Below are 23,466 nucleotides of genomic sequence, written 5' to 3' on the forward strand. Positions count from 1 at the left end.
CGCCGTGGACCAGTTCCCGCAGACCGAGTTGGCGTTGGAGGCCGTGCGGTTCGCCCGGCGCGTCGAAGCGCCCGCGATCTTCAACCACAGCATGCGCACCTACCTCTACGGCCGTTTCCTCGGTGAGCGCCGGGGGTGGCGCGCCGGGCTCGACTACGACGACGAGCTGCTGTTCCTCGGCTGCGTGCTGCACGACGTCGGGCTCAGCGAGGAGGGTGACGGCGACCAGAGCTTCGACATCGACGGCGCGGACCTGGCCGCGCGGTTCCTGTCTGAGCGGGGCCTCGCCGCGGATCGGGTCGAGGTCGTCTGGGACGCGATCGCGCTGCACCTGTGCTTCGAGGTCGCCCAGCGCAAGCGGCCGGAGATCGCGCTGGTGACGCTCGGCGCGGGCTACGACCTGGGCCCGAACCGCCGCCACCCGCTGCCCGAGGGCTATGCCGAGCGCGTGCACGCCGAGTTCCCCCGCCTGCACGGCGCCGCGGTGCTGCAGAAGGCGATCGTCGATCAGGCGTTGGCCAAGCCGCAGAAGGCTCCTCCGTTCACCTTGCCCGGGGAGCTGGTGCGCCAGGCCACCGGCGAGCAGTGGCCCACGTGGCACGACCTGATGGCGCGGGAGCCGAGCTGGAACGACCACGTCGGCTGGCAGGGCTAGGCCCTGTCCTGCAAGCGGTTGCGCCGTGCATCCCGGTCACGGTGCCGCCGGGGGTTGGGGTGTCTTCAAGACCAGCAAACCCCCCTGTTGATCATCGCTAACCGCCGCAAACCCTGCGGTCTTACGGGGTTTGCTGTCGTTGAAGACCGGCGAACCTGACGACTTACAGGACAGGGCCTACGGCTCCCAGAGGTCGATCGTCACTTCGCGCGCCCACTCGCTGAACACTCCGTTCGTGCTGGCGCCGCGCAGGAGTTCGCGCAGCTCCGACTCGAACTCGGCACGGCGCTGGCCGAACAGGTGTGGCGTGGAGCTGGACAGCGAGAAGACCGCTGCCACAACGTCTTCCAGCTCGCGGACGACCGCGCGGCCCGGGACCACGATCCGTTTCGGCCCGGTGAAGCCGACGGCTCGGTAGATCTCCGCTTCTCCCCCGGCTGTCCCGTCCGGGAGGCTGCTTCGGCCCGCGCGCCGGATCGGGCCGAGGTACTGACGCACCAGCTCCGCGATCTCCGCGTGTGGCGGGACCGGGTGCCGCAGTTCCACGTCCGTGTCCACGCCTCGATGGGTCGTGGCGTGCACGTGCGCGCACACTCCACCGGCTTCGAGCATGTCGCGCGCCGCCGCCAGGACCTTCGGCCGGTCCATCCAGTGCAACGACTGCGCGAAGGTGATCACCCGGAACCGGCCGAGCCCGGCGGGCAGCTCTTCCGCGCGGATGCACAGCCACCGCGCGTTGCGCACCCCTGCCGCAGCGGCTTCGTTGATCATCCCCGCGTCCGCGTCAACCCCCACGACTTGTTCGAAGGCGTTGGCCAGCAACAAGGTCAGTGATCCCGGCCCGCAACCCACGTCGAGCAGTCGCCCGGCTCCGTCGAGTCCCAGTTCGATGACGAGCGCGTCGGCCACCGCTTCCGGGTAGGCGATGCGTCCGCGCGCGTAGTAGGCCGCGCTGCCGGTGTACAGGGAGGGGTCCCACTGCCACATGGTTCAGGCCACCGAGGCGCGGAACGGGTCGGTGGGGTTGATCGCCGCTTCGTCGAAGAGTTGTTCCAGGGCTTCGTGCCCGTGTTCGCGGCGGTACTCGATCTCGGCCGTGGTGACCGGCAGGGTCCACAGGATCCGGGCGTGGCCTCCTGGTACCGGGCAGATCTCCAGGTCAGGCCCGTGCAGGTAGGGCAGGCTGACCAGCAGTTGGTCGCAGGTCGAGCCCGGCACCCACGGTTCACCGATCGGCAGGCTGTGTTCCACGTCGAGCTGGTGCCCGCCGCAGTGGTAGTAGGCGATCATTTCCATGAGCTCGATGAACCTCTGGTCGCGGACCGCCGAGGTCATCACGAACTCGATCCCGTGACCGTCTTCCTGCACCAGTGACCAGCACCCTGCGGTCACGTATGCCCAGCTCCCACCGCGCGGTCCTGGCCCGATCACGAGCACTCTCAGTTCCGGCACCACGTCCCGCCGCGTCCCGAGGTCGAGGTCGATCGCGTCCACCTCGTGCCCTTCGAAGAAGGCCCGCACGTGTGCTTCCACCGCTTCGACGGCTTCCCGCTCCGCATCGTTCACCGCGCAAGCTTCTCAGAGCTCTACCCGTGCTCCGCGAGGTCGAGTTCGACTCTGATGTTGCGCAGGGGTTTCTGGTCCGGGTCGACCCAGCGTGGCGGGATGAAGGTCGGCAACCCCTGCTCGAAGACGATCTCCCACCCCTGCTGATGCATGACGTGATGGTGATGTGTGCAGAGCAGGACCATGTTGTCGAGGTCTGTGGGTCCGCCGTCGAGCCAGTGCACGACGTGGTGGGCTTCTGTCCATGCCGGGGGCCGGTCGCATCCGGGGAAGGCGCATCCTTTGTCCCGCACCGCGAGTGCGGTCCGCATCCCGGGTGAGGCGGTCCTCTTCGACCGTCCGAGGTTCAACGGCACGTTCTTCCCGCTGAGTACGGCGGGGACGATGTTGGCGTCGCACGCCATTTCGCGGATGAGGTGGGCGGAGAGGGGCCCGCCCCAGGAGGTGTCGCCGAACCCGATCGCGGTGAGCAGGGCGTGGTAGGGGATGGTGATGATGATCTGCGGCCTTTGTCCGCCGCTGCTCGGCAACTCCCTGGTCGCGAGGGCGATTTTCATGGCTTCGGTGAGACTGTCGGCGTAGCGCTGTTCGGGGGTGCGGGTGTCTTCCCCACTGCGAGGGCTGGCCAACGCGTGCAACGCCGCTTCCACGGCGGCACCCTCGACGGGTGGGAGGATGCCGGTGAAGTGCAACCACCCGTTGTGGTCTTTACCCATCTTCACCGACCGTTGCGCGATGTTCTCCTGTTCGTCGCGGTAGGCGCCTTCGGGGTCGAGTTGGGTGCGGATGCGTTTGCCCACATACATCAACTGACGCGGATTCAACAGGGGCGCATGCTTCACCAGGGCTTCCTCGGCCTCAACCGCACGATCCTCCGGGATCTTCGCGACGGCATCGGAGATGACCAGAGCATGGCGGGGGCTGATCGTCCCGGTATACATCGCTTCCTTCGCCAACGGCAGCGACGGGAGTTCCCGCACAAGACGACTGCGGCGCCGGGCGTCCTCAGGCGCCAGTTTCAAGGCGGTCCGCAGTAACACCGTCAAGTCCTTACACCCCTGATCCGCATACAACCCCTGAGACTGGGCCTCGGTGGCAAGATCGGTGCTGGCGGCGACGGCGAGGGTGGCGATGGTCTCGAAGTTCCGTAGCTCATCCAACAGCGGATCGCCGGTGAACCGGTAGGTGTCCCCACGCGCGAGGTAGCGTTTCAGCAAAGCGATAATGGCCTTGGCACTCAACAGAATCCCCCCTGCGGTTGTCTCCCTCTATTATCTCAAATTCGAAGATCGAGATCCTGTCCCCAACGAGTGAATCACGTTGAGCCACAACGCTTTCCGCCCGTCGACTCCGTCGACATCACCCCAAAAACCACAACAAGACTGCCAGGCGCCTGCGAAACCGGGTCGGCTTTACCTGGGGTGCGCGTGCCATACGCTTGCTGGCGTGGGCCGGTGATCCTTCACCGTGCCCGTCCGGCCCATGACGGCACGCGCAAGGGGCCCCCAGGTCAAGCCGACCCCCACGCAGCAACCCACGCGCCCCACGCACCCAACCCAACCGGGAAGCGCGGCCGCACCCCGCTGGAAAGAGCTAAGACACCAGCCGTTCCCCTGCTGGAAGCCCAGCCGTCCCCCACTAGGAAGCCCAGCCGTACCCCCACTGGAAGTTCAGCCGTCCCCACCAGGAAGCCCAGCCGTCCCCCCACTGGAAGCCCAGCCGTCCCCCGACCAGAAAACCCAGCCGACCCACACCAAAAGCCAAAAGCCCAAAACCGAACTACGCCAACCCGCCGTTCACATCCACAACCGTCCCGTTCACATAAGAAGCTTCCTCCGACAACAGGAACCCGATCACCGAAGCCACTTCCCGCCCCTCCCCCAACCGCCCGGCCGGAATCGTCTCCAGGTACCGCTCCAACCGCTCAGCCGGAATGCTCCGGGCCATCCCGGTCTCGATCACCCCGGGTGCCACCGCGTTCACCCGCACGCCGGACTTCCCGTACGACGATGCCAACCCCTTCGTCAACGAGATCAGCGCTCCCTTGGACGCCCCGTAACACGGGTCGTGGCTGCCGATCCGCCCGACCACCGACGTCACGTTCACGATCGACACTCCGCCGCCCGCACGTGAGATCACCTCGCGGCACAACATGATCGGCGCGGTGACGTTCACGGCCATGACGTCGGCGGCGTAGTCGCTCGTGGTCTCCGGCAGAGCAACGGCGCGATACAGGCCCGCCGCGTTCACCAAGCCGGTCACGCGCCCCAACCGGGCTTCGACGTCGTCGAGCAGGTCGGAGAAAACATCAGGCGAGCGGAGGTCCACGATGTGGCTGGAGTCCGCTGTGGACGGTGCGAGGTCGACTCCGGCGACCGCCCATCCTCTCGCCCGCAGCTCCGCGACGGTTGCCGCGCCGATTCCTCCGGCCGCGCCGGTCACCACTGCCACTCGTTCAGTCACGGGGCGACTCTAGGCCGCGAGTACGGTGCGCGAGTGGATCTCGGAGTGCTCGGTCAGGCCGTCGGCATGTTCGCGGTGACCAACGTGGACGACATCGTGATTCTGGCGGTGTTCTTCGGGCAGGCGGCGGGAAACAGCACGGCGAAGGTGGTCATCGGCCAGTACCTGGGCTTCGCGGCGATCTTGGCGATCTCGGTCGCCGGGGCGCTCGGCGCCGGACTGCTGCCGCCAGTGGTGTTGCCCTACTTGGGTTTGCTGCCGTTGCTGCTCGGCGTGCGCGCCGCATGGCAGGCGTGGCGCGGGCCCGACGACGACGAGCAGAGCGCGAGCGGCGGGCCGACGGCGCTGGCCGTGGCCGCGGTGACTTTCGCCAACGGCGGGGACAACGTCGGCGTCTACGTGCCGGTCTTCGCCAACGCGGGGACGGCCGCGCTGATCGTGTTCGTGGTGGTCTTCCTGGTGTTGGTCGGGGTGTGGTGCGCGCTCGGCAAGTTCTTCGCGACGCGGCCGGTGGTGGCGCGAGCCCTGGCGCGCTGGGGGCACGTCCTGCTGCCGGTCGTGCTGATCGGCATCGGCGTGCTGATCCTGGTCGAAGGCGGACTCTAGCGTTTCTGTACCTACTAGTATGTATAGTCGGCGGCGTGAGCACAGCCGACCGACTGATCGAGAGCACCCGCGAACTGCTGTGGGAACGCGGCTACACGGGCACGAGCCCGAAGGCGATCCAGCAGCGTGCCGGGGCCGGGCAGGGCAGCATGTACCACCACTTCGCCGGGAAGCCGGACCTCGCGCTGGCCGCGATCACCCGCACCGCCGAGGACCTGCGCGCCAGGGCCGAGGAGCACCTCTGCGCCCCTGGGACCGCGATCGAGCGCGTCACGGCCTACCTGCGGCGCGAGCGCGATGTGCTCAAGGGCTGCCCGATCGGCCGCCTCACCCAGGACCCGGACGTCATGGCCGACCCGAGGCTGCGCGCGCCGATCGAGGAAACGCTGGCGTGGCTCCGGCAGCGCCTGGCCGAGGTCCTGCGCGAGATCGATCCGGCCCCCGAAGCCATCGCCGCCACCGTCGTCGCGGTGCTGCAAGGCGGCTACGTCCTGGCCCGCGCCGCCGACTCCGTCGAGCCGTTCACGGCGGCGATCGACGGAGTGCTCACCCTGCTCGCCGCACGCTGAGGAGACCGCGGATGTACGCGAAGCAGTATCCGATCCCGCTGCCAGCCGACTACGACATGGAGATCATTCGCAAGCGCGTCGCCGACAAGGGCCACTTCCTCGATGACCGCGAAGGTCTCGGGCTGAAGGCGTACCTGATCCGCGAGCGCGGCGTGGACGGATCGCCGGTCAACGAGTATGCGCCCTTCTACCTGTGGAACGACACCGGGGAGATGGCGCGCTTTCTCGTTGGTGGCGGCGGATTCCAGAACATCGTTCGCGACTTCGGCCGCCCGGCCGTGCTGCACTGGACCGGCGTCGCGTGCCACGCGGGCCCGGCCCGCAACGCCACCCCCAAGGCTGCTTCCCGCCGTCTGAGCACGCTCGACGAGGACATCGAGCGGGAGATCGACGCGCTTCGCGAACTGGCCCAGCACGAGGACGTGCACACCGCCGCGCTCGCCGTCGACCCGCTCCACTGGCAGCTCCTGCGCTTCGTGCTGTGGAAGGAGGCACCGCAGGAGACCGAAGGCGAGCGTTACCAGGTGCTGCACCTGTCCTTCCCAGGTCTGGGTGATCTTCCGGAAGGTCCGTCCTGGTGACGGCGTCCGTTCTTTGCCTATACGAAGTGAGCGACCCGGTGAACATCCCCGCAACGGAAATTCTCCGACGTAGCGTGATGGCGTGTCTTCATCGAGCCTGGTCAGCTCCGATTCGTTCACCGTTCCCGACGTGCGCTTGCCGTTCCACGCACCTTCGCCGCGCCCTGACGGCGAAGAGCTTCGGGCGCGGGCGATCCACTGGGGCGAACGGCACGGGCTGATCGGCCCTCGGGGTGGCCAGCGCTTGGCCGAGACCTCGTTGCTGGGCTTGGGCGTTGCGCTCACGGGGACGGCTCCGGCGGCGGGTGCCGCCGTGCTCATGGACTGGTTCCTGTGGGCGGTGGTCCTCGACGACCGGATCGACGACGGGCCGTGGGCGGAGAACGGCGTCCTCGACCGCTTCACCGAGGCCGTGCGGGCGGTCACCGGCGGAGAACAGGACGACCTCCGCGATCCGATGGTCACCGTGCTCGCGCAGGACCTGTGGCCGCGCACGGCGAGCCTCGCCGACAGCGCGTGGTTGGAGCGGCTGCGCGCACACCTCCTCCAGCACCTGGACGCGCAGCGCGAACTCGTGCGAATTCGTTCGACAACAACGGACATCGGCGTCGATGACTACGTGCTCCTTCGGCGGCACACCTTCGGGGCGCTGCTGTTCTTCGACCTGATCGAGGCGGCGGACGGCACCGAACCGCACCGGGAAGCACTGCGGGAACAGGCCGCCGACATCGTGTCGTGGACCAACGACATCCACTCCGTCGCGAAGGACATGGTCCTCGGCGAGCGGTTCAACCTGGTGACGGTGCTCGCGCACGAGCGCGGGCTGACCCTGCAAGCAGCGGTCGACGCCGCCAACGCCATGCTCACGACCGCGGCGAACACCTTCGCGCGGCAACCGGCGACGCGGCGCTTGGAAGAGGTGATGAGCGCCTGCGCCGACTGGCACCGGACGACCTCGCGCTACCACCTCCAAGCCGGGGTCCCCGAGCAGCGCACGGTCCACAGTGGACAGACACCGCCGACGTTGAAGTCGCGGCAGTTCGAGGTCGACCCGCACCCGCTGTACGAACGCCTGCGCGCTCATCACCCCCTCACCTACGACGAGCCCACCGACACGTGGCTGTTGAGCCGGCACGGCGACGTGCGCGCCGCGCTGACCGACAGCCGGTTCACCAACGCCAACTACACCTGGCAGATCTCGCCGTTGCTGGGGCACAGCCTCATCTCCATGGACGGCCGCGAGCACACGGCGCACCGCGCGCTGCTCACGCCGCAGTTCCGCAGCCGGGCGCTGGCCGTCCTGCACGAATCGATCACCGAGGTCGCCGCCTCGCTGGTCGAAGGGCTGCGCGAGCACGCGGACGGCAACGGCGGGCGCGTCGACCTCGTCGAGCACTTCTCGGGACCGCTTCCCGTGCGCGTGATCGCCCGGGTGCTCGGGCTGCCCGCCGACACCGCCGAGCAGGTCGAGCGGATGCGCGGCTGGACCAGGGTCGGCTTCTCCTACCTCGGCAACTACCGGCAGGACCCCGGAATGCTGACCTACGGGCTGGCCAGCCGCGACACCTTCTACGACTACCTGCGACCCCACCTGGAGGCCCGGCGCGCCGACCCGGGTGACGACCTCATCTCCGCGATGTTCAGCTCCGAGGTCGACGGGCAGCCGCTGTCGGCGGAGTACGTCCGGGGCTGCTGCGCCATCCTGCTCACGGCGGGCAGCGAGACCAGCACGGCGGGCCTGACCAACATGATCGTCAACGTGCTCGACGAGCCCGGGGTCAGGGACGCGGTGCTCGGCGATCCGGAGCTGCTCGACCGCGCGCTCGTCGAGACCCTGCGCCGCGACCCGCCGACGCACGTCGTGCTGCGCCAAGCCGCCGAGGCCGTCGAGCTACCGTCCGGGACCGTTCCGGCCGGGGCCACGGTCGCGTGCCTGATCGGCTCCGCCAACCGCGACCCGCGCCGGTTCGAGCGCCCTGACGAGTTCGACCTGCACCGTCCTGACGGCCTCGACCGCGAGTACAGCGCCGCCTCCTCGCACGTCGCTTTCGGCGCTGGACGGCACTTCTGCCTCGGGTCCCACCTGGTCAGGGCGGAGCTGACCACCGGGGTGCGGGCGCTGCTCGAAGCCTTTCCCGACCTGCGCTGGGCCTCCGGTTCCGCACCCGTGCCGACCGGCTTCATCAAGCGCTGCCCGCCCCGTTTGGATGTGATCTTGTGAGCGCGCGATACGGGAACAGCTACGTGGCGCATGGCGTTCCTGGCGAGCGCTCACGGCTCGGCACGCTCGAAGCGGCATTCGATCCCGCCACCGTTGAAGTCCTTGAAAGCCTTTCACTTCCAGAGAAAGCTGGCTGCCTGGATCTGGGCGCGGGAGCCGGGTCGATCGCCGCGTGGCTCGCCGACCACCGACCTCTGGGGCGCGTCGTCGCCACGGACACCGACACCCGCTTCCTGACTTTTCCGCCTGGCGCGCCGGTGCGAGTACTCCGGCACGACGTGGTCACCGAGGACTTCCCGCCCGCGTCCTTCGACCTCGTGCACGCGCGCGCCCTGCTGTTCCACCTGCCGGAGCGCGAGAAGGTCCTCGCCCGCGCGGCCCAGTGGGTGCGGCCAGGCGGTTGGCTCGTCGTCGAAGACCTCACCGTGCGCCCGGTCGACGACTCGCCGCACGACCTGCTCCGCAAGATCACCAAGGCGGGTGAGGAGCTGCACCGCACCACCATGGGCAGCGACATGCGCTGGGCGGACTCCCTGCCAGACCGTTTGCGCGCCAACGGTTTGCAAGACGTGAGGTCGCGGTTCACCCCGGGTGTCATCGGCGACGGCAGCGCAACCGACGCCTTCTGGACGGCGACCTTCGAGCAGTCGATCAGCGCTCAGCTCGCCCTGGGAACGGTGTCCCCGGAGGACGTCGAGGCCATGCGCGCGCTGCACCGCTCTCCCGGCTTCCGCGATGTCGGCGTCGCCATGGTCACCGCGTGCGGCAGGCGACCGTGAACCTGCTTGATCGAGCCCTGCTGTCCTTCACCGGCGACGATCAGCCCGTTATCACGTTCTCCCTTGACTACCAAGGGAAAGCGCCTGCTCTTGAGCTTCTGGCGCGTCGGGTTGCCGAACGCTCGGTCCTGCCTCCCGGCGCCGGTGTCTTCCACGCGCACGGCGACCTCGACGAGGAGACCGACCGCATCGCGCGACGGCCGTTCGGGCGAGCGCTCTGGGACCTGTGGTTGATCACCAGCGGTGATCGCTTCCGGGTCTGCCTCCGCGCCCATCACGGCTTCATCGACGGCGTCGGCCTGAGCCACGTGGCGGCGGCGCTACTACCGGATTCCCCTGGCGAAGGCGATCGTCTGCACACTGCGGCGATGCCGACCGTTCGTGGCTTGGCGCGGGCGTTCAAGGACTTCACCGGCTTGCTGACGCACCGATCTCCGTGGGCACCGATTCCGCGGCCGGACGCGGGTGCGCGCTCGGCATACCGGGACGTGCCGGTGAAAGCCTTGCGCGCCAAGGCCGACAACTACGGCGTGAGCGTCAACGATGTCAGCGTCGCCGCGCTCGGGCTCGCGTTGGGCGAGTGGCAACGCGCCCGCGTCCCGGAGCGCGCGCGGCGCGATGTCGTGGTGTGCGTGGCCGTTTCGACGAGGACACCGCAGGAACGTTTCCACCTCGGCAACCGACTCGCGGTGTACCGTCTGCGGCTCCCGCACGCACTCCGGTCATGGGACGACGCGGTTTCCCTTGTGCGCGGGCACACCGACAAGGTCCGCGAGACCCGCCAGCGTGATGCCCTCCGCTTGGCGCTGAAGGTGCCCGGCTCGCTGCGGCCGGGCGTACGGCTGTTCCGCGCGACGCTGGCTCCGCGCGCGACACCGTTCACCGTCAGCAGTGTTTCCCTTCCGCAGCACCACACTCTGTTCGGCGCGGAGATGCGCGCCGCCGGGATGACGCTCAACGTCTTCGAGGGCTTCCCCGCCTACATCTCCTTCACCCGCACGCCGGAGAACCTCCGGTGCGCGGCGGTGGCCGACACCGCGCGCGGCGCTCTGCTCGCCGTGCCGGAGCACTGGGCGAACCGCCTCGTGTGACCCCGATCCACGGACGCCGCGACGGGGCGGCTCCGGGCAACTCGACAGGGAGAAACCGCCATGACCACGAACGTCGCCTCCGTGCTCAGCCTCAAGTTGCGGCGCATGTTCGACATCCTCGACGCCGACCGGGACGGGCACCTCACGGCCGAGGACATGCCCGCGCTCGCCGACGCGCTCGCCGTGCCCTTCGCCGCCGTGCCGGACAAGATGCGCGACCTGCGCGCGGCGCTGAGCAACATCTGGGACGCGCACCTGAGCCAGATGGCCGAGGAGTCCGGCGGCCGTCTCTCCCCCGCCGGGTACGAGCGCGGGGTCCGGGTGGCCATCGCGGAGGACGGAGAATCGCTGGTCGAGGCGCTCAACGACACCGTCGTCGCGTGGTTCGCCCTCTTCGACACCGACGACGACGGCCTCATCAGCCGCGAAGAGTACGTCCAGATCGGCGGACCGCTCGGCGGGGTCTCGGTCGAGGAGATGGGGCAGGCGTTCGACCGCCTCGACCACGACGGTGACGGGGAGCTGAGCATCGAGGAGATCCGCACCGCGGCGGCGGAGTACTTCACCAGCGACAACCCCGACGCCGACGGCAACTGGCTGTACGGGCCGCTGTAGGTGGATTTCTCCGTTTCGCACTCCCAGCGGGGTCGGCGCCGCTAGGAGTGCGAAACGGGTTCAGCGGCCGAGCGCGGTGCCCGCCGAGCACCCGAGTTCGCCGGGCATCGCCTGGACGCGCGACAGGTAGCCCACCTCGACCTTGCCGCCCTTCCGGGATCCGATCAGACAGCTGAGGCCGTCGCCGGAACCGGATCTCAGTGAAACGCCGACCTTCTCGCCCTTGACCAGGACGTCGACTCCTGGCAGGTGGTCGGCGAGCTTCGTGTCGGGGTTGACGTGCGGCGCGGGCATCCCCTTGCCGACCGCGTCGCGCACCTGGGCTTCGGTCGGCGTGGGTGGCAGGGTCGACAGGACTTGGCGGATCGCTTCCTCAGCGCCCTTCGGGATGCTCGTGCCGCGCGTGGGCGGCGGCGTGACGGGGGTGGCCGTTGCGGGGCAGGACACGCGCTCCGGCTCACCGATGATGCCGTAGTAGTTGAAGTCCATGCCGTAGCAGGCGTTCAGCTCTGGTTTGCGGGGAGAGAACATCACGGGCTCGACCGCCGGGCGGTGGATGCGGATCACCAGGCGCGCGAACTGCTTCGAGGGACTGCGGTCGGGCACCGGGATCTCCTTGACTTCCAACACCGCCAGCTTGCCGTCGCCCTTCCACACCGCCAGTGCCGCCCGCGCGAAGTCCATCGCCGAGTCCTGGCGCGGGTAGCTGATCGCGTCGGCCAACGTCACGGCCTGGCGGTCGGTCGTCGCGTCCCCGGGCGGGGCGGAGCACGAGGTCAGGAGCACGGTGGCACCGAGGAGAGCTAAGCGTCTGGAAGGCACGACGCACGCTATCCACGCGCACTGCCCGCAAGCTTGAGTAGATCTCCCTATCCTGGCGGGAATGACGGTTCGGATCGTGCACTTGAGCGGCGTCGTGTTCGACGCGCTCGCCGCCGGGGATCTCACGACGGCCAACGCGGCGAGCCCGGTGCCGCTCTCGGAGTACTTCGCCGGGCCGGAGTGGCGGAGCGTGTGGCGCATGCGCAGCGCCCAGGTCGCCGAAGATCCGGCGAGCGCGGACTGGGTCACCGGCGTCATCTGGGACGCCGAGCGGGAGCTGGCCGTTGGGCGCGCCGGGTACCACGGTCCGCCGGACTCGACCGGGATGGTGGAGATCGGGTACGCCGTCGACCCCGCGCACCGCAGGCGCGGCTACGCCCGCGCAGCGCTGGAGGCGTTGCTGCGCAGGGCCGCCGATGAGCCGCTCGTGCACACCGTCCGCGTCACGATCAGTCCGGAAAACACGGCGTCGTACGACCTCGTGGCCGGATACGGTTTCGCCGAGGTCGGCGAGCAGTGGGACGACGAGGACGGCCTGGAGATCATCTACGAGAGGCGGGCGTCGTGATCCACCACGTGCGGGCTGACGGACTCCCGTCGTGACGGGCTTTCCGACTTCGGCGCGACGCGTTCGCGAGCCCGGCCTCACGCCACGCGATCGGTTGATGGCGCTGCGGGAGTGCGTGAAGTGCTTTCAGCCGTACGGGTTCCGCGCGACCTGGCACCACGTGATCGTCAGCGCCAACGTGCCGAGACTGCTCGAAGACGACCTTGACTCGCTCGTGCGTGCGGTGGACGAACTGGAGCAGGCCCGCGCCGTCTGGCGGAGCAAGAGCGAGGAGCACGCGGCGCTACGCCGTCGGGAGAAGGCGAGCGGGCGCAGAGTTCCCCGCCGGGCCGATCCCTGGCACGCGTGGGCCGGGTTGGTCGCCTACTGCCCCGACTTCGAGAAGCACCCGACCGAACGGCTGGATGTGGTGCTGCGCCGGGTGATCTCCGCGTTCGAGTCCGGCGTTGACCTCACCGCGCAGTGCCGGGCGTGCGCGCGGGCGCTCACGGAGGACGCGCCGTGCCCGGACTGCGGCGTCGACCCGGTCGGCCCCACCGCAGTCCGCCGCGTCGGCACGGTTCACCGGTGGCGAGAGGTGTGGCTCAGGTCCGGCAGCTGATCTCCATGCCGTCCTCGACGGGGAAGGTCACGCACTCGTAGCCGTTCCTCGGGTCGCGGACGTGGTCGAGGTACGGCTTCATCGACGGCATGTCGATGTCGTCGGCCACGACCAGCGTGCCGGGGGCGAGCCGTGGTTCGAGGAGTCGCAGCACGGGCAGGCACAGGTCCTTCCAGCCGTCGAGCAGCACGAAGTCGACCGGCTCGTCGTCGGCGAGGGTCTCCCGCGCGTCCCCGACCAGCACGGTGATCACGTCGTCCAGCCCCGCTTCGGCGAAGGTCTCGCGCGCCGAGGCCGCCTTGCTCGCGCTCAGCTCCGTCGTCACGACGTGCCCGGAGCCGTTGTCGCGCACGGCGGCGCCGAGGTGGAGCGCGGAGATCCCGAACGACGTGCCGAACTCGACCACGCGCGCCGGGCGGATCGCGCGGACCAGCGCGTAGAGCATGCGCCCGCCCGCGGCGGAGATCGGCATGACCACCTCGGCGGCGGCGTCGGCCTGCTCCTGCGGCGTCGACGTCGCGAAGTCGGCGGTCCAGGAGCCTTGCAGGCGCTCGTCGTCCTCGTCAGCGCGAGCGAAGAGACGGTCGAGGGCGGAGGCGACTCGGGGGTCGCGAAGGGTCGTCATGCGTTCTAGAGTAGACGCAACGTCTCGTCTCGTCTAGCTCGCGTTGTGGGACCGGGCGGGGAGGTCTGCTGGTCTTCAACTGCGGCAAACCCTCGGCGCGGAGGTGGCGGCGGCGAGGGATCTAGGGTGAGCGCGGGAGGTCGGAATGGCGGAGAACGCGGCGCGGCATCACGGGAACCGGCACGGGCGGAGCGAGCAGGCGCGGCTCGCGGTGCTGGAGGCGGCCGACGATCTGTTGGTGGAGAAGGGTTTCGCGGGGCTGACGATCGAGGCGATCGCGGCGAGCGCGGGGGTCTCGAAGCAGACGATCTACCGCTGGTGGAGCACGAAGACCGACATCCTGCTGGACGCCTTCCTCCAGGACCTGGCCGAGGACCTGCCGGTACCGGACCACGGGAGCCTGGAGCGCGACCTTCGGCACTACCTGCGAAACCTGGCGTACTTCCTCACGCGCACCGACGCGGGCGCGGTGCTGCGGGCGCTGCTGGGGCACGCGCAGCACGACGTGGACTTCGCGGCCGTGCTGCGGACGCGCTACCTGGACGAGCAGCTCAGCCGCGACAAGCTGGCGCTCGAACGCGCGGTGGAGCGCGGGGAGCTTCCCGACAGCCTCGACATCGCGGCGGAGGTCGATCAGCTCGTCGGGCCGATCTACTACCGCGCGCTGGTGACCGGCGGCGCGGTCGACGAGGGCTTCACCGATGCCCTCGTCGACGCGTGCCTGAGACGGGTCAGCTGAGGCGGGTCAGCTCGTGAAGTGATCCGCCAGCACGGGAGCGAGCACGCCCGGGTCCGGGGTGTGCGACTGACCGGCCAGGGTGCCGCGCCGAGCGGAGGCGATACCCGAGGCGAGGGCGTCGGCGGCGGGGTCCAGGGCGCGGATCCACCGTGGTGAACCGGGGTAGCGGGCATCGCCGGTCAGCACGAGCGCGGGCTGGGTGATCTCGGCGAGCCGCCGGGGCTGGCCGGTTCCCAGGCAGGCGGCGTCGTGGGCGAGGGTCGGCGCGAGCGCGAGCAGGCTCTCCCACCACGGCGAGGCGCGGAGCCCGACGATCTCCTCAGCGGGAGTCTCGGCGAGGCGCATGAACAGCTCCAGCGCGTCGTCGGGGCGGTTCTCCGCGACGGCGAGGCTGACGCGCTCGACGTAGGCGCGCCACAGCGGCGGCCAGTCCGCGCCCATGTCGAAGGGCACCTCGTAGACGGCGAGGCTGATGATCGGCACGCCGGAGGCGGCGGCCTCCAGGACGAGCGCGCCACCGGAGGACATGCCGAACACGTGCGCCGCTCCCCCTGCCGCCTCGATCACGGCCGCGAGGTCCTCCACCTCGCGCTCGACCGCGTAGAGCGGGCTGTCGGAACTGCCGCCCCGGCCTCGACGGGCGTAGTTGACGACGGTGAACCGCTCCGCCAGCACGGCGGCCAGCGGCGCGTTCTCGGCGCCGTCGTCCAGCCCGCCGCCGACCAGCACGACACCAGGACCCACGCCCTCGCGAGTGACAGCGATCTTCGTGCCGTCCCGGGAGATCACATGATTCACTTCGGTCAACCCCTCAGTCCCACAGTCCCACAGTCCCTCAGTGACGCAGGGCCGCGCCGACACGGCGGATGATCTCGGCTTCGGCCTCATCGGCGGGATCGGCGGGCGCGTACTCGGTGATCGCGGCTCCCACGAGACCGTCCACAGCGGACACGAGGTCGATGAGTCGTTGCGGCGCAACACCTGCTGGCTCGGGGTAGCACATCGACGCGAACACGGTCGGCTCCAGCACGTCGAGGTCGATGTGTGCGTAGACGGGACCTCGGATCCCCTCCAACGCCGCCTCGAAGTCCGGCACGCCGTGCGAGCGCATGCCTTGGCGCGCAAGGTACTCCAGCTCCGAGTCGTCCCCGGCGCGGCGCCCGGTGAAGATCACCTGCTCCGGCCGCAGCGGTCGGTCCGGGACGAGGGAGGCGTGCCCGTCGCCGAGGAGCGTGCGCAGCACCATCCCGTGGAACGCCCCGGACGGCAGCGTCTGCGGGGTGTACAGGTCGGGGTGCGCGTCGATCCACAGCACGGTCAGCTCGTCGCCGTAGCGGGCGTGCGCCGCCGCGACCGGGGCGAGGTCAACACCGCAGTCCCCGCCGACGGTGACCACGAAGTCGTCCGTGCCCGCCAACGCTTTCCTGATCAGCGCGGTGTTCTCCTCGATCACGTCGAAGGAGCGCACACCGCCATCGCGCTCCCCCGCCGTCTCCCGCACGGGCAGCGTGACGCGCGTGTCGCACGGCACCAGCTCAGCCACCCGCCGCGCGCCCGCCACCAGACGCGGGGCGTTGGGCGCGGCCGAACCTTGCCATTGCGGCACGCAGAGAACAGTGGTCATCGCCGAAGCATATGCACGACCCCCGACAACGACGGCCGCAAAGTCGTTGAAGTCAGGCCGGGCCGACGCGTGTCACCAAGCCCCAGTGGTCGGAGCGGTGGCTGTCGAACTTCGCGCTGCGGTGCGTTGAGACCCCGCGCACCAGGATGAAGTCGATCCGCTTGCGGCCGGCGAGGTACTCGGGGAACTGGACGTTGCTGGTCACGCCGAGATTCCAGCCGATGTCGGCGTAGCCGTAGCGCTCCATGAACGAGCGCATCGCCACGACGGTCAGCGGGGAGCCCTCCGCGTCCTTTCCGCCCATCTCCAGGTTGAAGTCGCCGGTCAGGATGACGGGGTTGCGGCGGGACTCAGTCCTGGTCTGGAGGAACGCGATGTCCTCGGTGCGCTTCTCGTCGGAGGCGTCCTTGGGGCGTGCGAGGTGGGCGTTGTAGACGTCGACGATCCCGTGCCGCTCGGTGGTGATCTCGGTGCCCTGGAAGGAACGCGCACCGGACTTCAGCATGATGCCCTGGTCCTGCTGCCCCTCCGCGTCCGGCACGTCGTCGATGGTGAGCGGGCGCTGCGACACGACGCCGTCACCGATCTGCACGAGCTGCGCGTTGCCGGCGGAAACGTCCTTGTAGACGGGTTGTTCGCCCTCGTGATCGCCCCGGTAGTAGCTGGCCTTGCTGGAGCCGGCCCAGTTCAACAGCCACTCGCGGCCGGTGCGGCGCTTGAGGATGCGCGCCACCTCCTGCGCGGCGGGCTTGGCCATCTCCTGGAGGTTCGCCACGTCGCCGTCCTGCCGGAGGATGTCGTCGGCCAGCTTCTCCAGGTCCTCGACCTTGGCATTGGTGCCGCGATCCTCGCCTGCGCCCATCTTGAAACCCATGGCGGCGTTGAGGTTCACCACCGTGACGGTCCCGTCGGACGCGGGCGGCGGCGGGGGTGACGGCGGCGTCCACAGCTTCCGCACGCTGGAGGACAACGACTTCCGGTGATCGCCGTTGACCAGGGTGAGCCGCTTGTCGGCGCCGATGCTCTGCTTGCTGCCCGACAGTTCGACGCTGCCTTCGCCGAGCGCGCGCAGCGAGACCAGGCCGCGCTCGTCCACGGCGGTCCAGCCCTTGGCGTCGAAGCGCCACTGCGTGTTCGGCGTGTAGTCCGTGCACGAGCCGGACGCGAGACCGCAGGCCCACACGCGCGCGGTCACCCCGAGCGCGCCGTCCCAGCCCCACCACAGGTTCTCCTGGGTGATGCTCGCCTCCGCGTTGGTGGTCTTCGCGCGCAGGTGCGAGTTGTCCCCGATGAGCTGCTGAGCGGGGTTCAGCGGGTCGATCACCACCACGGTCCCGACGCCGTTGCTGGCTCCGCTGCTGCTCATCGCGATGTAGGCGAACATCGGCCTGCCGTCCCAGCCGCGCGGCGTGTACGCGGTGTCCTGGGGCAGCCCTGCGTCGCCGCTGTTGCCGACCTTCGTCGCCGCTCCGGTCGCGGGGTCGACGACCACCACGTCGGTCTCGGGCCGGGCTCCGTCGGCGGTGATCTGGAAGGTGACCAGCCGGTCCCCTGCCCCGGCGACCGTCAGCATGCCCTTGGCGTTGGGCTGCAAGGGCTTCAGCTTGCCCTTGGGCACCAAGGTCTTGAGGTCGTAGATCGCCAGGTCGGCGCCGCTGTAGGACTCCAGCACGTACACCGACCCGCCGGAGATGCCGAGCTTGTCGCAGGTGCAGTTCACCTCGACGGCGGCGCCGCTGACGGTGTCCACCGAGACCAGCTTCTTGCTCGTGGCGTAGACGAAGCGCGAGCCGTCCGGCGCCCACTCGGCCGACAGCACCGAGGACGAGTTCGAGCCGAGCTTCAGATCGGCCACCTCGGACTCGCCCCTGGCGATGCGGACGGCGCTGGAGGTCTCGTAGGCGAAGGCGACCGGGCCCGTCGGGCGCGCGGACTGGGGCTGCGGTGGTGGTGGCAGCTCGTCCTCGCAGCCCACGAGGACCGAGGCGATCACGACGACGATTGTTGCGAGTGTCCCTGCGCGCACCCCGGCAATCTAGCCGCCCGCTCGCGGCACGTCCCAGGAAAGGGGGACTCAAGGGGCTCGGGGGAATACTGCGGGCATGCGAACACTGATCATCGCCGCCGGGTCGATGGGCGATGTCGCGCCCTTCACCGGCCTCGGTACGCAGCTGCGCGAAGCCGGTCACGACGTCACGATCGCCGCGTACGGCACCTTCGAGGAGCTGATCACCAAGGCGGGCCTGGGTTTCGCACCGCTGCCCGGTGATCCGCACTCGCGCGGGGAGGCCGAGGACGCCCAGCGCTGGCAGCGCGGCGGCGGAGGTGTGCGCGGCTCGATCCGGCTGCTGAAGCTCACCACCGAGCTGACGATCGAGATGAACCAGGGCATCATCGACGCGGCCCGCGCGGGCGCCGACGTGATGCTGTTCTCGCAGATGGGGATGATCGGCGGCTACCACGTCGCGCAGGCGCTGAAGATCCCCAGCATCGGCACCTACCTGGTCCCCCTGCACCCGACGGCCGCGTTCCCGCCGCCGATCGGCATCCCGGACCTGGGTGGGCTCGGCAACCGGCTGGCCGGGAAGTTCCTGGTCGGGCCGGGCTTCACCTTCTTCACCAAGGTGATCGCCGACGCGCGCGGCAAGCTCGGCCTGCCGCCGATGTCGGTCCCGCAGATGTTCCGCCACCAGGAAGCCACGGGCTGGCGCGTGCTGCACGGCTACAGCCCGTCGCTGCTGCCCCGCCCGGCCGACTGGCGCCCCGGCCTTGAGGTCGTCGGCAACTTCTGGACCGCGCGCCCCGAGGGTTGGGAGCCGCCGGAGCGCCTGACCGATTTCCTGGAGTCGGGGCCGCCGCCGGTCTTCGTCGGGTTCGGCAGCCTCGCGCAGGGCGACGCGGAGCGGCTGAGCGATCTGGTGCGCACCGCGCTGCGGTCGGCAGGTGTGCGCGGGGTGGTCCAGTCCGGCTGGGCGGGTCTGTCCGCAGAGGACGATGACGTGCTCACGATCGGCTCAACCCCGCACGACTGGATGTTCCCGCAGATGGCGGCCATCGTGCACCACTGCGGGGCGGGCACGACAGCGGCGGCGCTGCGCTCCGGGGTGCCAGCGGTCCCGGTGCCGGTCGCGGGCGATCAGCCGTTCTGGGCCGCACGCCTGGCGGCCGGTGGGCTGTCCCCGGCGCCTGTGCCGTTCAAGAAGCTCACCGCCGAGCGGCTGGCCTCCGCGATCCGGCTCGCGCTGTCGGTGCCGTCGTACCGGACAAGGACCGAGGCGATGGCGGAGCGGCTGCGCGAGGAGGACGGGTCGCCGAAGGTGCTCGCCGCGATCGAGGCGCTGGGCTGAGAACCGGACCTCCCTTGTTCGGCGTCAGCAGGAGTGGAGACGTCGAACAAGGGAGATCGGGATGAACCTCGCGCAGGTCATGGGCAACGTCGCCAGCATCGGCTACGGCCTGGCCGCCATCGGGCCGGGCATCGGGGTCGGCATCGTCGCGGGCAAGACGGTGGAGGCGATGGCCAGGCAGCCGGAGCTGTCGGGCCAGCTGCGCACGACGATGATCCTGGGCATCGCCTTCACCGAGGCGCTCGGCCTGCTCGGCCTGGTCGCGGGGATCATGTTCGGCGGCATCAAGTTCACCTGACCCGGACCGGTGGTCTTGCCGGTTCGCGGGAGCGCGGATGATCGCGGACCGGCGACGATGGCCGGGTGAAGATCGGGACATGGGTCGGGACGGTCGTGCTGGTGCTGGCGACGGCGGTCCCCGCGCGGGCGGCTGACGAGCTGGAGTACGTGGCGCTGGGCGATTCCGCGGCGGCGGGGCCGTGGATCCCGACCCAGGTCGACGCGCCCTGCAAGCGCTCCGACCACAACTACCCGGCCGTCGCGGCGAAGGCCTTGGGCGCCAAGCTGATCGACGTGAGCTGCTCCGGCGCGATCACCCCCGATCTGACCGTCAAGGGGGAGAACGCCAAGGCCGCGCAGCTCGACGCGCTCTCCGGCTCGACCGGGCTGGTGACGCTGACGATCGGCGCGAACGACTCCGGCCTGTTCAGTCGGGCGCTGACCTGCGTCAACGCTTTGCCGGAGCCCCTCGGGGCGTCCTGCGCGGACCGGTTCCGCTCGGGTGGGGCCGACCCCATCGCGGCCTCGGTCGAGGCGTGGGCGCCCACGCTCGGCACGGCGCTCGACGAGATCCGGCGCCGTGCTCCGAAGGCGAAGGTCCTGGTCACCGGCTACGGAACCTATCTTCGGCGCGGTGGCTGCTATCCGATCCAGCCGGTGTGGGCGCGCGATGCCGACTACCTCCAGGACACCATGGACAGGATCAGCTCCATCGCGCGGGAGCAGGCGAAGTCGCGCGGCATGGACTTCGTCGACTTCGCCGCGGTAACGGTCGGGCACGACATCTGCGCGGCGCCGTGGGACCGCTACCTCGAAGGCCTGGTGCCGGTGAACATCGCGGCGCCGTTGCACCCCAACGCCAAGGGCATGGCCGCCTTCGCCGCTGCCGTCACCGCCGCTGCTGCCGCATCTCCGAGCTGAACGCACGCACCATGCTCGTCTCACCCGCTGTGCGCCACGTGAGGCCCCACTGCGCGTCCGGCGCGTCGCGGAACGGCACGAAGACGATTCCCGGCCTGGCGAAGTACTGCTCCGCGTGTCCCGCGAGCGGACAGATGCCTTCGCCAGCGCCGATGACGAGCAGCAGCTCTTGGAACGTGCCGAACGCCCGCCCTCGGGTGATCGGCTTCCCGGAGGGCGTCGTCCACGGCTCGGGCGGCTCGCGCCAGTAGTCGGGCGGAGGGTGCGCCGCGCGCAGCACGGTGTCTCGGCCGAGGTCCTCCAGCGTCACGAAGTCCTTGCGCGCGAAGGGGTGCCCGGCCGCGACGGCGAGCACCATCGGCTCGGTGTGCACCACGGGCCCCGTCGTGATGCCGTCGTCGGTGACCGGCAGCAGCACCACCGCCACGTCGGCATCGCCTCGGCGCAGCGGGGCGAGCGGGTCCTCGAACGGCGCTTCGCGGATCTCCACGGCGCATTCGGGGTGACGTGCGCGAAAGTCGTTGAGCCGCAAGGAGATCAGCTCGGCCAGCGCGGGTGCTTCGAAGCTCAGGCGCAGCGTTCCGGTCATGCCGCGCCCCGCCGCGACCGCGCGCGCGAACCCGGCGAGCAACCGCTCGAAGGCCGGGCGGATGTCGTCCTCCAGCCGCGCACCGATCGGCGTCAAGGCGACGCGGCGGCTCGTGCGGTCGAACAGCGGCGCCCCGATGCGGCGCTCCATCGCCTTGATCGACTGGCTCACCCGGGCCTGGGACACCCGCAGCCGCAGCGCGGTCCTGCCGAAGTGCAGCTCCTCGGCGAGCGCCAGGAAGATCTCCACATCCCTGCGTTCCATAATTCCCAGCTTATCGATCGATACCGACTTCGGCGTTGTTCGCCCTGCTCAGGCTGGCGAGAGTGGTGTTGTCCCGCTCAGCAACGCCTCCGCTCAGCAACCTCAAGGAGAATCCCATGTCCGAGCCCACGTTCGTCCGCGCCGCCGGCGCCGAGGTCGTCTCCGACGCGCCGGGCAGCCTCATCACGCTGCTCGCCGACTCCGCCGGGTTCACCACCAACCGCGCGACCCTGCGCAGCGGCGTCTTCGGCACTCCGGCGCACTTCCACACGCGTGCCACCGAGCTGTTCTTCGTGCTCGACGGCACGCTCCAGGTGCTCGTGAACGACGAGCTGCACAGCTTGGAGAAGGGCGACTTCCTCGCCGTGCCACCCCGCGTGCCGCACGCCTTCGGCCCGCAGAAGGACTCCGACGCCGACGTGCTCGTGGTGTTCACGCCCGGCATGGACCGCTTCGACTACTACCGGCTGCTCGACCGCGTCGCGCGCGGCGAGGCCGACCCCAAGGAGATCGCCGCGTCCTCGCAGCAGTACGACAACCACTACGTCGACAGTCCACTGTGGCGCCAGGCCCGCGCCGACGCCGCCTAGGAATCTCAGAGCAGCCCTCGCGTCAGGTGCGTCGTGCGGTGATCATGGAGAGGCCGCCAGGGGAGAGAGCAGTGCCGGTCACGACGCGGGGGCGGGAGCCGGGGGCCGGGCGCAGCCGCCAGTTCGCGGTGATCGCGGCGAGGGCGGCGACGGCCTCGGTGACGCTGAGGACGTCCGCGACGCACTTGCGCGCGGCGGCGCCGAAGGGCAGGAACGCCTTGCGGTGCTCGCCGGTGCTCCGGTCCGGGAGCCAGCGGTCGGGGTCGAAGCGGTCCGGCTCGGCGAAGACTGCCGGATCGCGGTGCAGCACGTAGGGACTGAGCACGATCGTGCTGCCGGCGCGGACCGGGTGGCCGCCCAGCGAGGTGTCCGTTGAGGTCGTGCGGGTGAGGATCCAGCCCGGCGGGTAGAGGCGCAGCGCCTCGGTGACCACGCGCCGCAGGTAGTCCAGTCGCTCGCCGGGGAGCCGGTCGACCTCGGCGTGCACGCGGGCCTCCGCCTCGGGATGCGTGCCGAGCAGGTACAGCGACCACGCCACGACCGAGGCCGTGGTCTCCGTTCCTCCGGTCAGCAGAGCCAAGATCTGGTCGTGCAGCTCCGCATCGGCCAGGTCGGCGGCGAGCAGGGTGGACACCACGTCGCCGTGGTCGGCGCCGGAGGCCCGGTAGGAGCCGATCACCTCGTCGATCGCCGAGCGCATCCGCTGCCTCGCCTCGGTGAACCGGCGATTTCCCCGGGTGGGAACCGTTTTCCAGAGCCCTGTCGGATCGAGCATGCGGTGGAAGACCCCTTGGAGCAGGATCGGCAGCGACCGCTGGATCTCGGCCACGGCGGGCTCGCCCAGATCGGCGGAGAACAGGAAGCGCGCGGTGACTCGCGCGAACAGGGAGTCCAGCAGCGGCTTGGGCTCGACGAGCTGTCCGGGCCGCCACGACGCGGTCAGGGCGTCGATCTCCTCGCGCACCACGTCGATGTAGGCGGGCAGCCGACTCCGGTGGAAACCGGGCTGCACCAAGGAACGCTGCCGTTGGTGATCCGCCCAGACGCAGGTCGGCAGCCCGTCGCCGAAGACCTGGCGCGCCTTGTCGTAGAAGAAGCCGCCCTTGTCGAAGACCTGGGGGTCGCGCAGCACCTCCCACGCGACATCCCTGTGACAGACGAGGAAAGCGCGCTTCGGGCCGATGCGCAGCTCCACCACGTCGCCGTGGGCCCGAGAGGACGCGAGGAACGTCAACGGTCCACGCGCGAGCGACAGCACTTGCCCCAGCCCAGGCACCGCTCCGGGAGCCCTGCCGAACGAGTAGCGCACCATGCTGCTGGTCATGGGGCCGAGCCTTGTCGCACTGCCGAG

General features: G+C 69.9%; 26 protein-coding genes. 15 read left to right on the plus strand and 11 right to left on the minus strand.

What is annotated here, in order from left to right:
• Positions 1-4: 4 nt before the first annotated feature.
• Positions 5-655 carry an HD domain-containing protein gene (locus ABD798_RS18445; protein WP_344876396.1) on the plus strand — a complete coding sequence of 217 codons (651 nt, stop codon included), beginning with the start codon at positions 5-7 and terminating at the stop codon, positions 653-655.
• Between the two features lie 177 nt (positions 656-832).
• Here ABD798_RS18445 and ABD798_RS18450 read toward each other — a convergent pair whose 3' ends face one another.
• The 4 genes from ABD798_RS18450 to ABD798_RS18465 form a co-directional block, all read right to left on the minus strand.
• Positions 833-1,642, minus strand: a complete 810-nt coding sequence (locus tag ABD798_RS18450) for a class I SAM-dependent methyltransferase (protein ID WP_344876397.1) — start codon at positions 1,640-1,642, stop codon at positions 833-835.
• Positions 1,643-1,645: 3 nt separating this feature from the next.
• Positions 1,646-2,221 carry a suppressor of fused domain protein gene (locus ABD798_RS18455; protein ID WP_344876399.1) on the minus strand — a complete coding sequence of 192 codons (576 nt, stop codon included), beginning with the start codon at positions 2,219-2,221 and terminating at the stop codon, positions 1,646-1,648.
• Positions 2,222-2,241: 20 nt separating this feature from the next.
• Positions 2,242-3,462 (minus strand): HNH endonuclease signature motif containing protein, encoded by a 1,221-nt coding sequence (locus tag ABD798_RS18460; protein WP_344876401.1) that lies wholly within the window; start codon positions 3,460-3,462, stop codon positions 2,242-2,244.
• A 538-nt stretch (positions 3,463-4,000) separates the two neighbouring features.
• Positions 4,001-4,684, minus strand: a complete 684-nt coding sequence (locus ABD798_RS18465) for an SDR family NAD(P)-dependent oxidoreductase (protein ID WP_344876403.1) — start codon at positions 4,682-4,684, stop codon at positions 4,001-4,003.
• Between the two features lie 33 nt (positions 4,685-4,717).
• On the opposite strand from ABD798_RS18465, the gene ABD798_RS18470 reads away from it, so the two are divergent.
• The 7 genes from ABD798_RS18470 (at position 4,718) to ABD798_RS18500 (ending at position 11,146) form a co-directional block, all read left to right on the plus strand.
• Positions 4,718-5,290 carry a cadmium resistance transporter gene (locus tag ABD798_RS18470; protein ID WP_344876405.1) on the plus strand — a complete coding sequence of 191 codons (573 nt, stop codon included), beginning with the start codon at positions 4,718-4,720 and terminating at the stop codon, positions 5,288-5,290.
• Between the two features lie 35 nt (positions 5,291-5,325).
• Entirely contained in the window at positions 5,326-5,859 is a 534-nt protein-coding gene (locus ABD798_RS18475) for a TetR/AcrR family transcriptional regulator (protein WP_344876407.1), read from the plus strand.
• An 11-nt stretch (positions 5,860-5,870) separates the two neighbouring features.
• Positions 5,871-6,440 (plus strand): DUF4865 family protein, encoded by a 570-nt coding sequence (locus tag ABD798_RS18480; protein ID WP_344876409.1) that lies wholly within the window; start codon positions 5,871-5,873, stop codon positions 6,438-6,440.
• Positions 6,441-6,522: 82 nt separating this feature from the next.
• Positions 6,523-8,661, plus strand: coding sequence for a cytochrome P450 (locus ABD798_RS18485; RefSeq protein WP_344876411.1), 2,139 nt, complete (start codon positions 6,523-6,525; stop codon positions 8,659-8,661).
• A complete protein-coding gene (locus tag ABD798_RS18490; RefSeq protein ID WP_344876413.1) occupies positions 8,658-9,440 on the plus strand; it encodes a methyltransferase domain-containing protein in 783 nt (260 codons plus the stop codon). The genes ABD798_RS18485 and ABD798_RS18490 overlap by 4 nt, the downstream gene beginning before the upstream one ends.
• On the plus strand, positions 9,422-10,531 hold the full coding sequence (locus ABD798_RS18495; protein ID WP_344876415.1) for a WS/DGAT/MGAT family O-acyltransferase: 1,110 nt from the start codon (positions 9,422-9,424) through the stop codon (positions 10,529-10,531). Before ABD798_RS18490 ends, ABD798_RS18495 begins: the two co-directional genes overlap by 19 nt.
• A 60-nt stretch (positions 10,532-10,591) precedes the next feature.
• Positions 10,592-11,146 carry an EF-hand domain-containing protein gene (locus ABD798_RS18500; RefSeq protein ID WP_344876417.1) on the plus strand — a complete coding sequence of 185 codons (555 nt, stop codon included), beginning with the start codon at positions 10,592-10,594 and terminating at the stop codon, positions 11,144-11,146.
• Between the two features lie 60 nt (positions 11,147-11,206).
• On the opposite strand, the gene ABD798_RS18505 is transcribed toward ABD798_RS18500, so the two are convergent.
• Positions 11,207-11,932 (minus strand): hypothetical protein, encoded by a 726-nt coding sequence (locus tag ABD798_RS18505; RefSeq protein ID WP_344876419.1) that lies wholly within the window; start codon positions 11,930-11,932, stop codon positions 11,207-11,209.
• Between the two features lie 97 nt (positions 11,933-12,029).
• Here ABD798_RS18505 and ABD798_RS18510 point away from each other — a divergent pair, with 97 nt between their 5' ends.
• Both ABD798_RS18510 and ABD798_RS18515 read left to right on the plus strand, forming a co-directional pair.
• Complete coding sequence (locus tag ABD798_RS18510) at positions 12,030-12,536, plus strand: GNAT family N-acetyltransferase (RefSeq protein WP_344876421.1); 507 nt, start codon at positions 12,030-12,032, stop codon at positions 12,534-12,536.
• A gap of 31 nt (positions 12,537-12,567) precedes the next feature.
• Positions 12,568-13,137: a hypothetical protein gene (locus ABD798_RS18515; RefSeq protein WP_344876423.1), complete on the plus strand. Its 570-nt coding sequence runs from the start codon at positions 12,568-12,570 to the stop codon at positions 13,135-13,137.
• Here ABD798_RS18515 and ABD798_RS18520 read toward each other — a convergent pair.
• Entirely contained in the window at positions 13,121-13,762 is a 642-nt protein-coding gene (locus ABD798_RS18520; RefSeq protein ID WP_344876425.1) for an O-methyltransferase, read from the minus strand. The two genes, ABD798_RS18515 and ABD798_RS18520, sit on opposite strands and share 17 nt — an antisense overlap.
• Positions 13,763-13,907: 145 nt before the next feature.
• Between ABD798_RS18520 and ABD798_RS18525 the strand changes: the two genes are divergently transcribed.
• Entirely contained in the window at positions 13,908-14,501 is a 594-nt protein-coding gene (locus tag ABD798_RS18525) for a TetR/AcrR family transcriptional regulator (protein ID WP_344876427.1), read from the plus strand.
• A gap of 6 nt (positions 14,502-14,507) precedes the next feature.
• Here ABD798_RS18525 and ABD798_RS18530 read toward each other — a convergent pair whose 3' ends face one another.
• The 3 genes from ABD798_RS18530 to ABD798_RS18540 are packed head-to-tail and all read right to left on the minus strand — an operon-like array spanning position 14,508 to position 18,118.
• A complete protein-coding gene (locus ABD798_RS18530; RefSeq protein ID WP_344876429.1) occupies positions 14,508-15,290 on the minus strand; it encodes an alpha/beta fold hydrolase in 783 nt (260 codons plus the stop codon).
• 46 nt (positions 15,291-15,336) lie between these two features.
• A complete protein-coding gene (locus ABD798_RS18535) occupies positions 15,337-16,125 on the minus strand; it encodes an arginase family protein (RefSeq protein WP_344876431.1) in 789 nt (262 codons plus the stop codon).
• 52 nt (positions 16,126-16,177) lie between these two features.
• Complete coding sequence (locus tag ABD798_RS18540) at positions 16,178-18,118, minus strand: endonuclease/exonuclease/phosphatase family protein (protein WP_344876433.1); 1,941 nt, start codon at positions 18,116-18,118, stop codon at positions 16,178-16,180.
• A 109-nt stretch (positions 18,119-18,227) separates the two neighbouring features.
• Here ABD798_RS18540 and ABD798_RS18545 point away from each other — a divergent pair, with 109 nt between their 5' ends.
• From ABD798_RS18545 to ABD798_RS18555, 3 genes are all read left to right on the plus strand, one after another.
• Complete coding sequence (locus ABD798_RS18545) at positions 18,228-19,472, plus strand: glycosyltransferase (RefSeq protein WP_344876435.1); 1,245 nt, start codon at positions 18,228-18,230, stop codon at positions 19,470-19,472.
• A 61-nt stretch (positions 19,473-19,533) separates the two neighbouring features.
• Positions 19,534-19,770 carry an ATP synthase F0 subunit C gene (gene atpE, locus ABD798_RS18550; RefSeq protein ID WP_344876437.1) on the plus strand — a complete coding sequence of 79 codons (237 nt, stop codon included), beginning with the start codon at positions 19,534-19,536 and terminating at the stop codon, positions 19,768-19,770.
• 65 nt (positions 19,771-19,835) lie between these two features.
• Entirely contained in the window at positions 19,836-20,672 is an 837-nt protein-coding gene (locus tag ABD798_RS18555; RefSeq protein ID WP_344876439.1) for an SGNH/GDSL hydrolase family protein, read from the plus strand.
• Here ABD798_RS18555 and ABD798_RS18560 read toward each other — a convergent pair.
• Complete coding sequence (locus ABD798_RS18560) at positions 20,641-21,525, minus strand: LysR family transcriptional regulator (RefSeq protein WP_344876441.1); 885 nt, start codon at positions 21,523-21,525, stop codon at positions 20,641-20,643. The genes ABD798_RS18555 and ABD798_RS18560 overlap by 32 nt on opposite strands.
• A 116-nt stretch (positions 21,526-21,641) precedes the next feature.
• Between ABD798_RS18560 and ABD798_RS18565 the strand changes: the two genes are divergently transcribed.
• Positions 21,642-22,115, plus strand: a complete 474-nt coding sequence (locus ABD798_RS18565) for a cupin domain-containing protein (RefSeq protein ID WP_344876442.1) — start codon at positions 21,642-21,644, stop codon at positions 22,113-22,115.
• Between the two features lie 22 nt (positions 22,116-22,137).
• Here ABD798_RS18565 and ABD798_RS18570 read toward each other — a convergent pair whose 3' ends face one another.
• Positions 22,138-23,439: a cytochrome P450 gene (locus tag ABD798_RS18570; RefSeq protein ID WP_344876444.1), complete on the minus strand. Its 1,302-nt coding sequence runs from the start codon at positions 23,437-23,439 to the stop codon at positions 22,138-22,140.
• Positions 23,440-23,466: the final 27 nt, after the last annotated feature.

Origin of the sequence: Allokutzneria multivorans (assembly GCF_039537405.1) — a bacterium.
Lineage (GTDB): Bacteria > Actinomycetota > Actinomycetes > Mycobacteriales > Pseudonocardiaceae > Allokutzneria > Allokutzneria multivorans.

Excerpts from the sequence above, each read along its gene's own strand:
- ABD798_RS18450 (WP_344876397.1), bottom strand. The coding sequence starts at position 1,642 with ATGTGGCAGTGGGACCCCTCCCTGTACACCGGCAGCGCGGCCTACTAC.
- ABD798_RS18480 (WP_344876409.1), top strand. The coding sequence starts at position 5,871 with ATGTACGCGAAGCAGTATCCGATCCCGCTGCCAGCCGACTACGACATG.
- ABD798_RS18500 (WP_344876417.1), top strand. The coding sequence starts at position 10,592 with ATGACCACGAACGTCGCCTCCGTGCTCAGCCTCAAGTTGCGGCGCATG.
- ABD798_RS18510 (WP_344876421.1), top strand. The coding sequence starts at position 12,030 with ATGACGGTTCGGATCGTGCACTTGAGCGGCGTCGTGTTCGACGCGCTC.
- ABD798_RS18520 (WP_344876425.1), bottom strand. The coding sequence starts at position 13,762 with ATGACGACCCTTCGCGACCCCCGAGTCGCCTCCGCCCTCGACCGTCTC.
- ABD798_RS18525 (WP_344876427.1), top strand. The coding sequence starts at position 13,908 with ATGGCGGAGAACGCGGCGCGGCATCACGGGAACCGGCACGGGCGGAGC.
- ABD798_RS18535 (WP_344876431.1), bottom strand. The coding sequence starts at position 16,125 with ATGACCACTGTTCTCTGCGTGCCGCAATGGCAAGGTTCGGCCGCGCCC.
- ABD798_RS18545 (WP_344876435.1), top strand. The coding sequence starts at position 18,228 with ATGCGAACACTGATCATCGCCGCCGGGTCGATGGGCGATGTCGCGCCC.
- atpE (WP_344876437.1), top strand. The coding sequence starts at position 19,534 with ATGAACCTCGCGCAGGTCATGGGCAACGTCGCCAGCATCGGCTACGGC.
- ABD798_RS18560 (WP_344876441.1), bottom strand. The coding sequence starts at position 21,525 with ATGGAACGCAGGGATGTGGAGATCTTCCTGGCGCTCGCCGAGGAGCTG.
- ABD798_RS18565 (WP_344876442.1), top strand. The coding sequence starts at position 21,642 with ATGTCCGAGCCCACGTTCGTCCGCGCCGCCGGCGCCGAGGTCGTCTCC.
- ABD798_RS18570 (WP_344876444.1), bottom strand. The coding sequence starts at position 23,439 with ATGACCAGCAGCATGGTGCGCTACTCGTTCGGCAGGGCTCCCGGAGCG.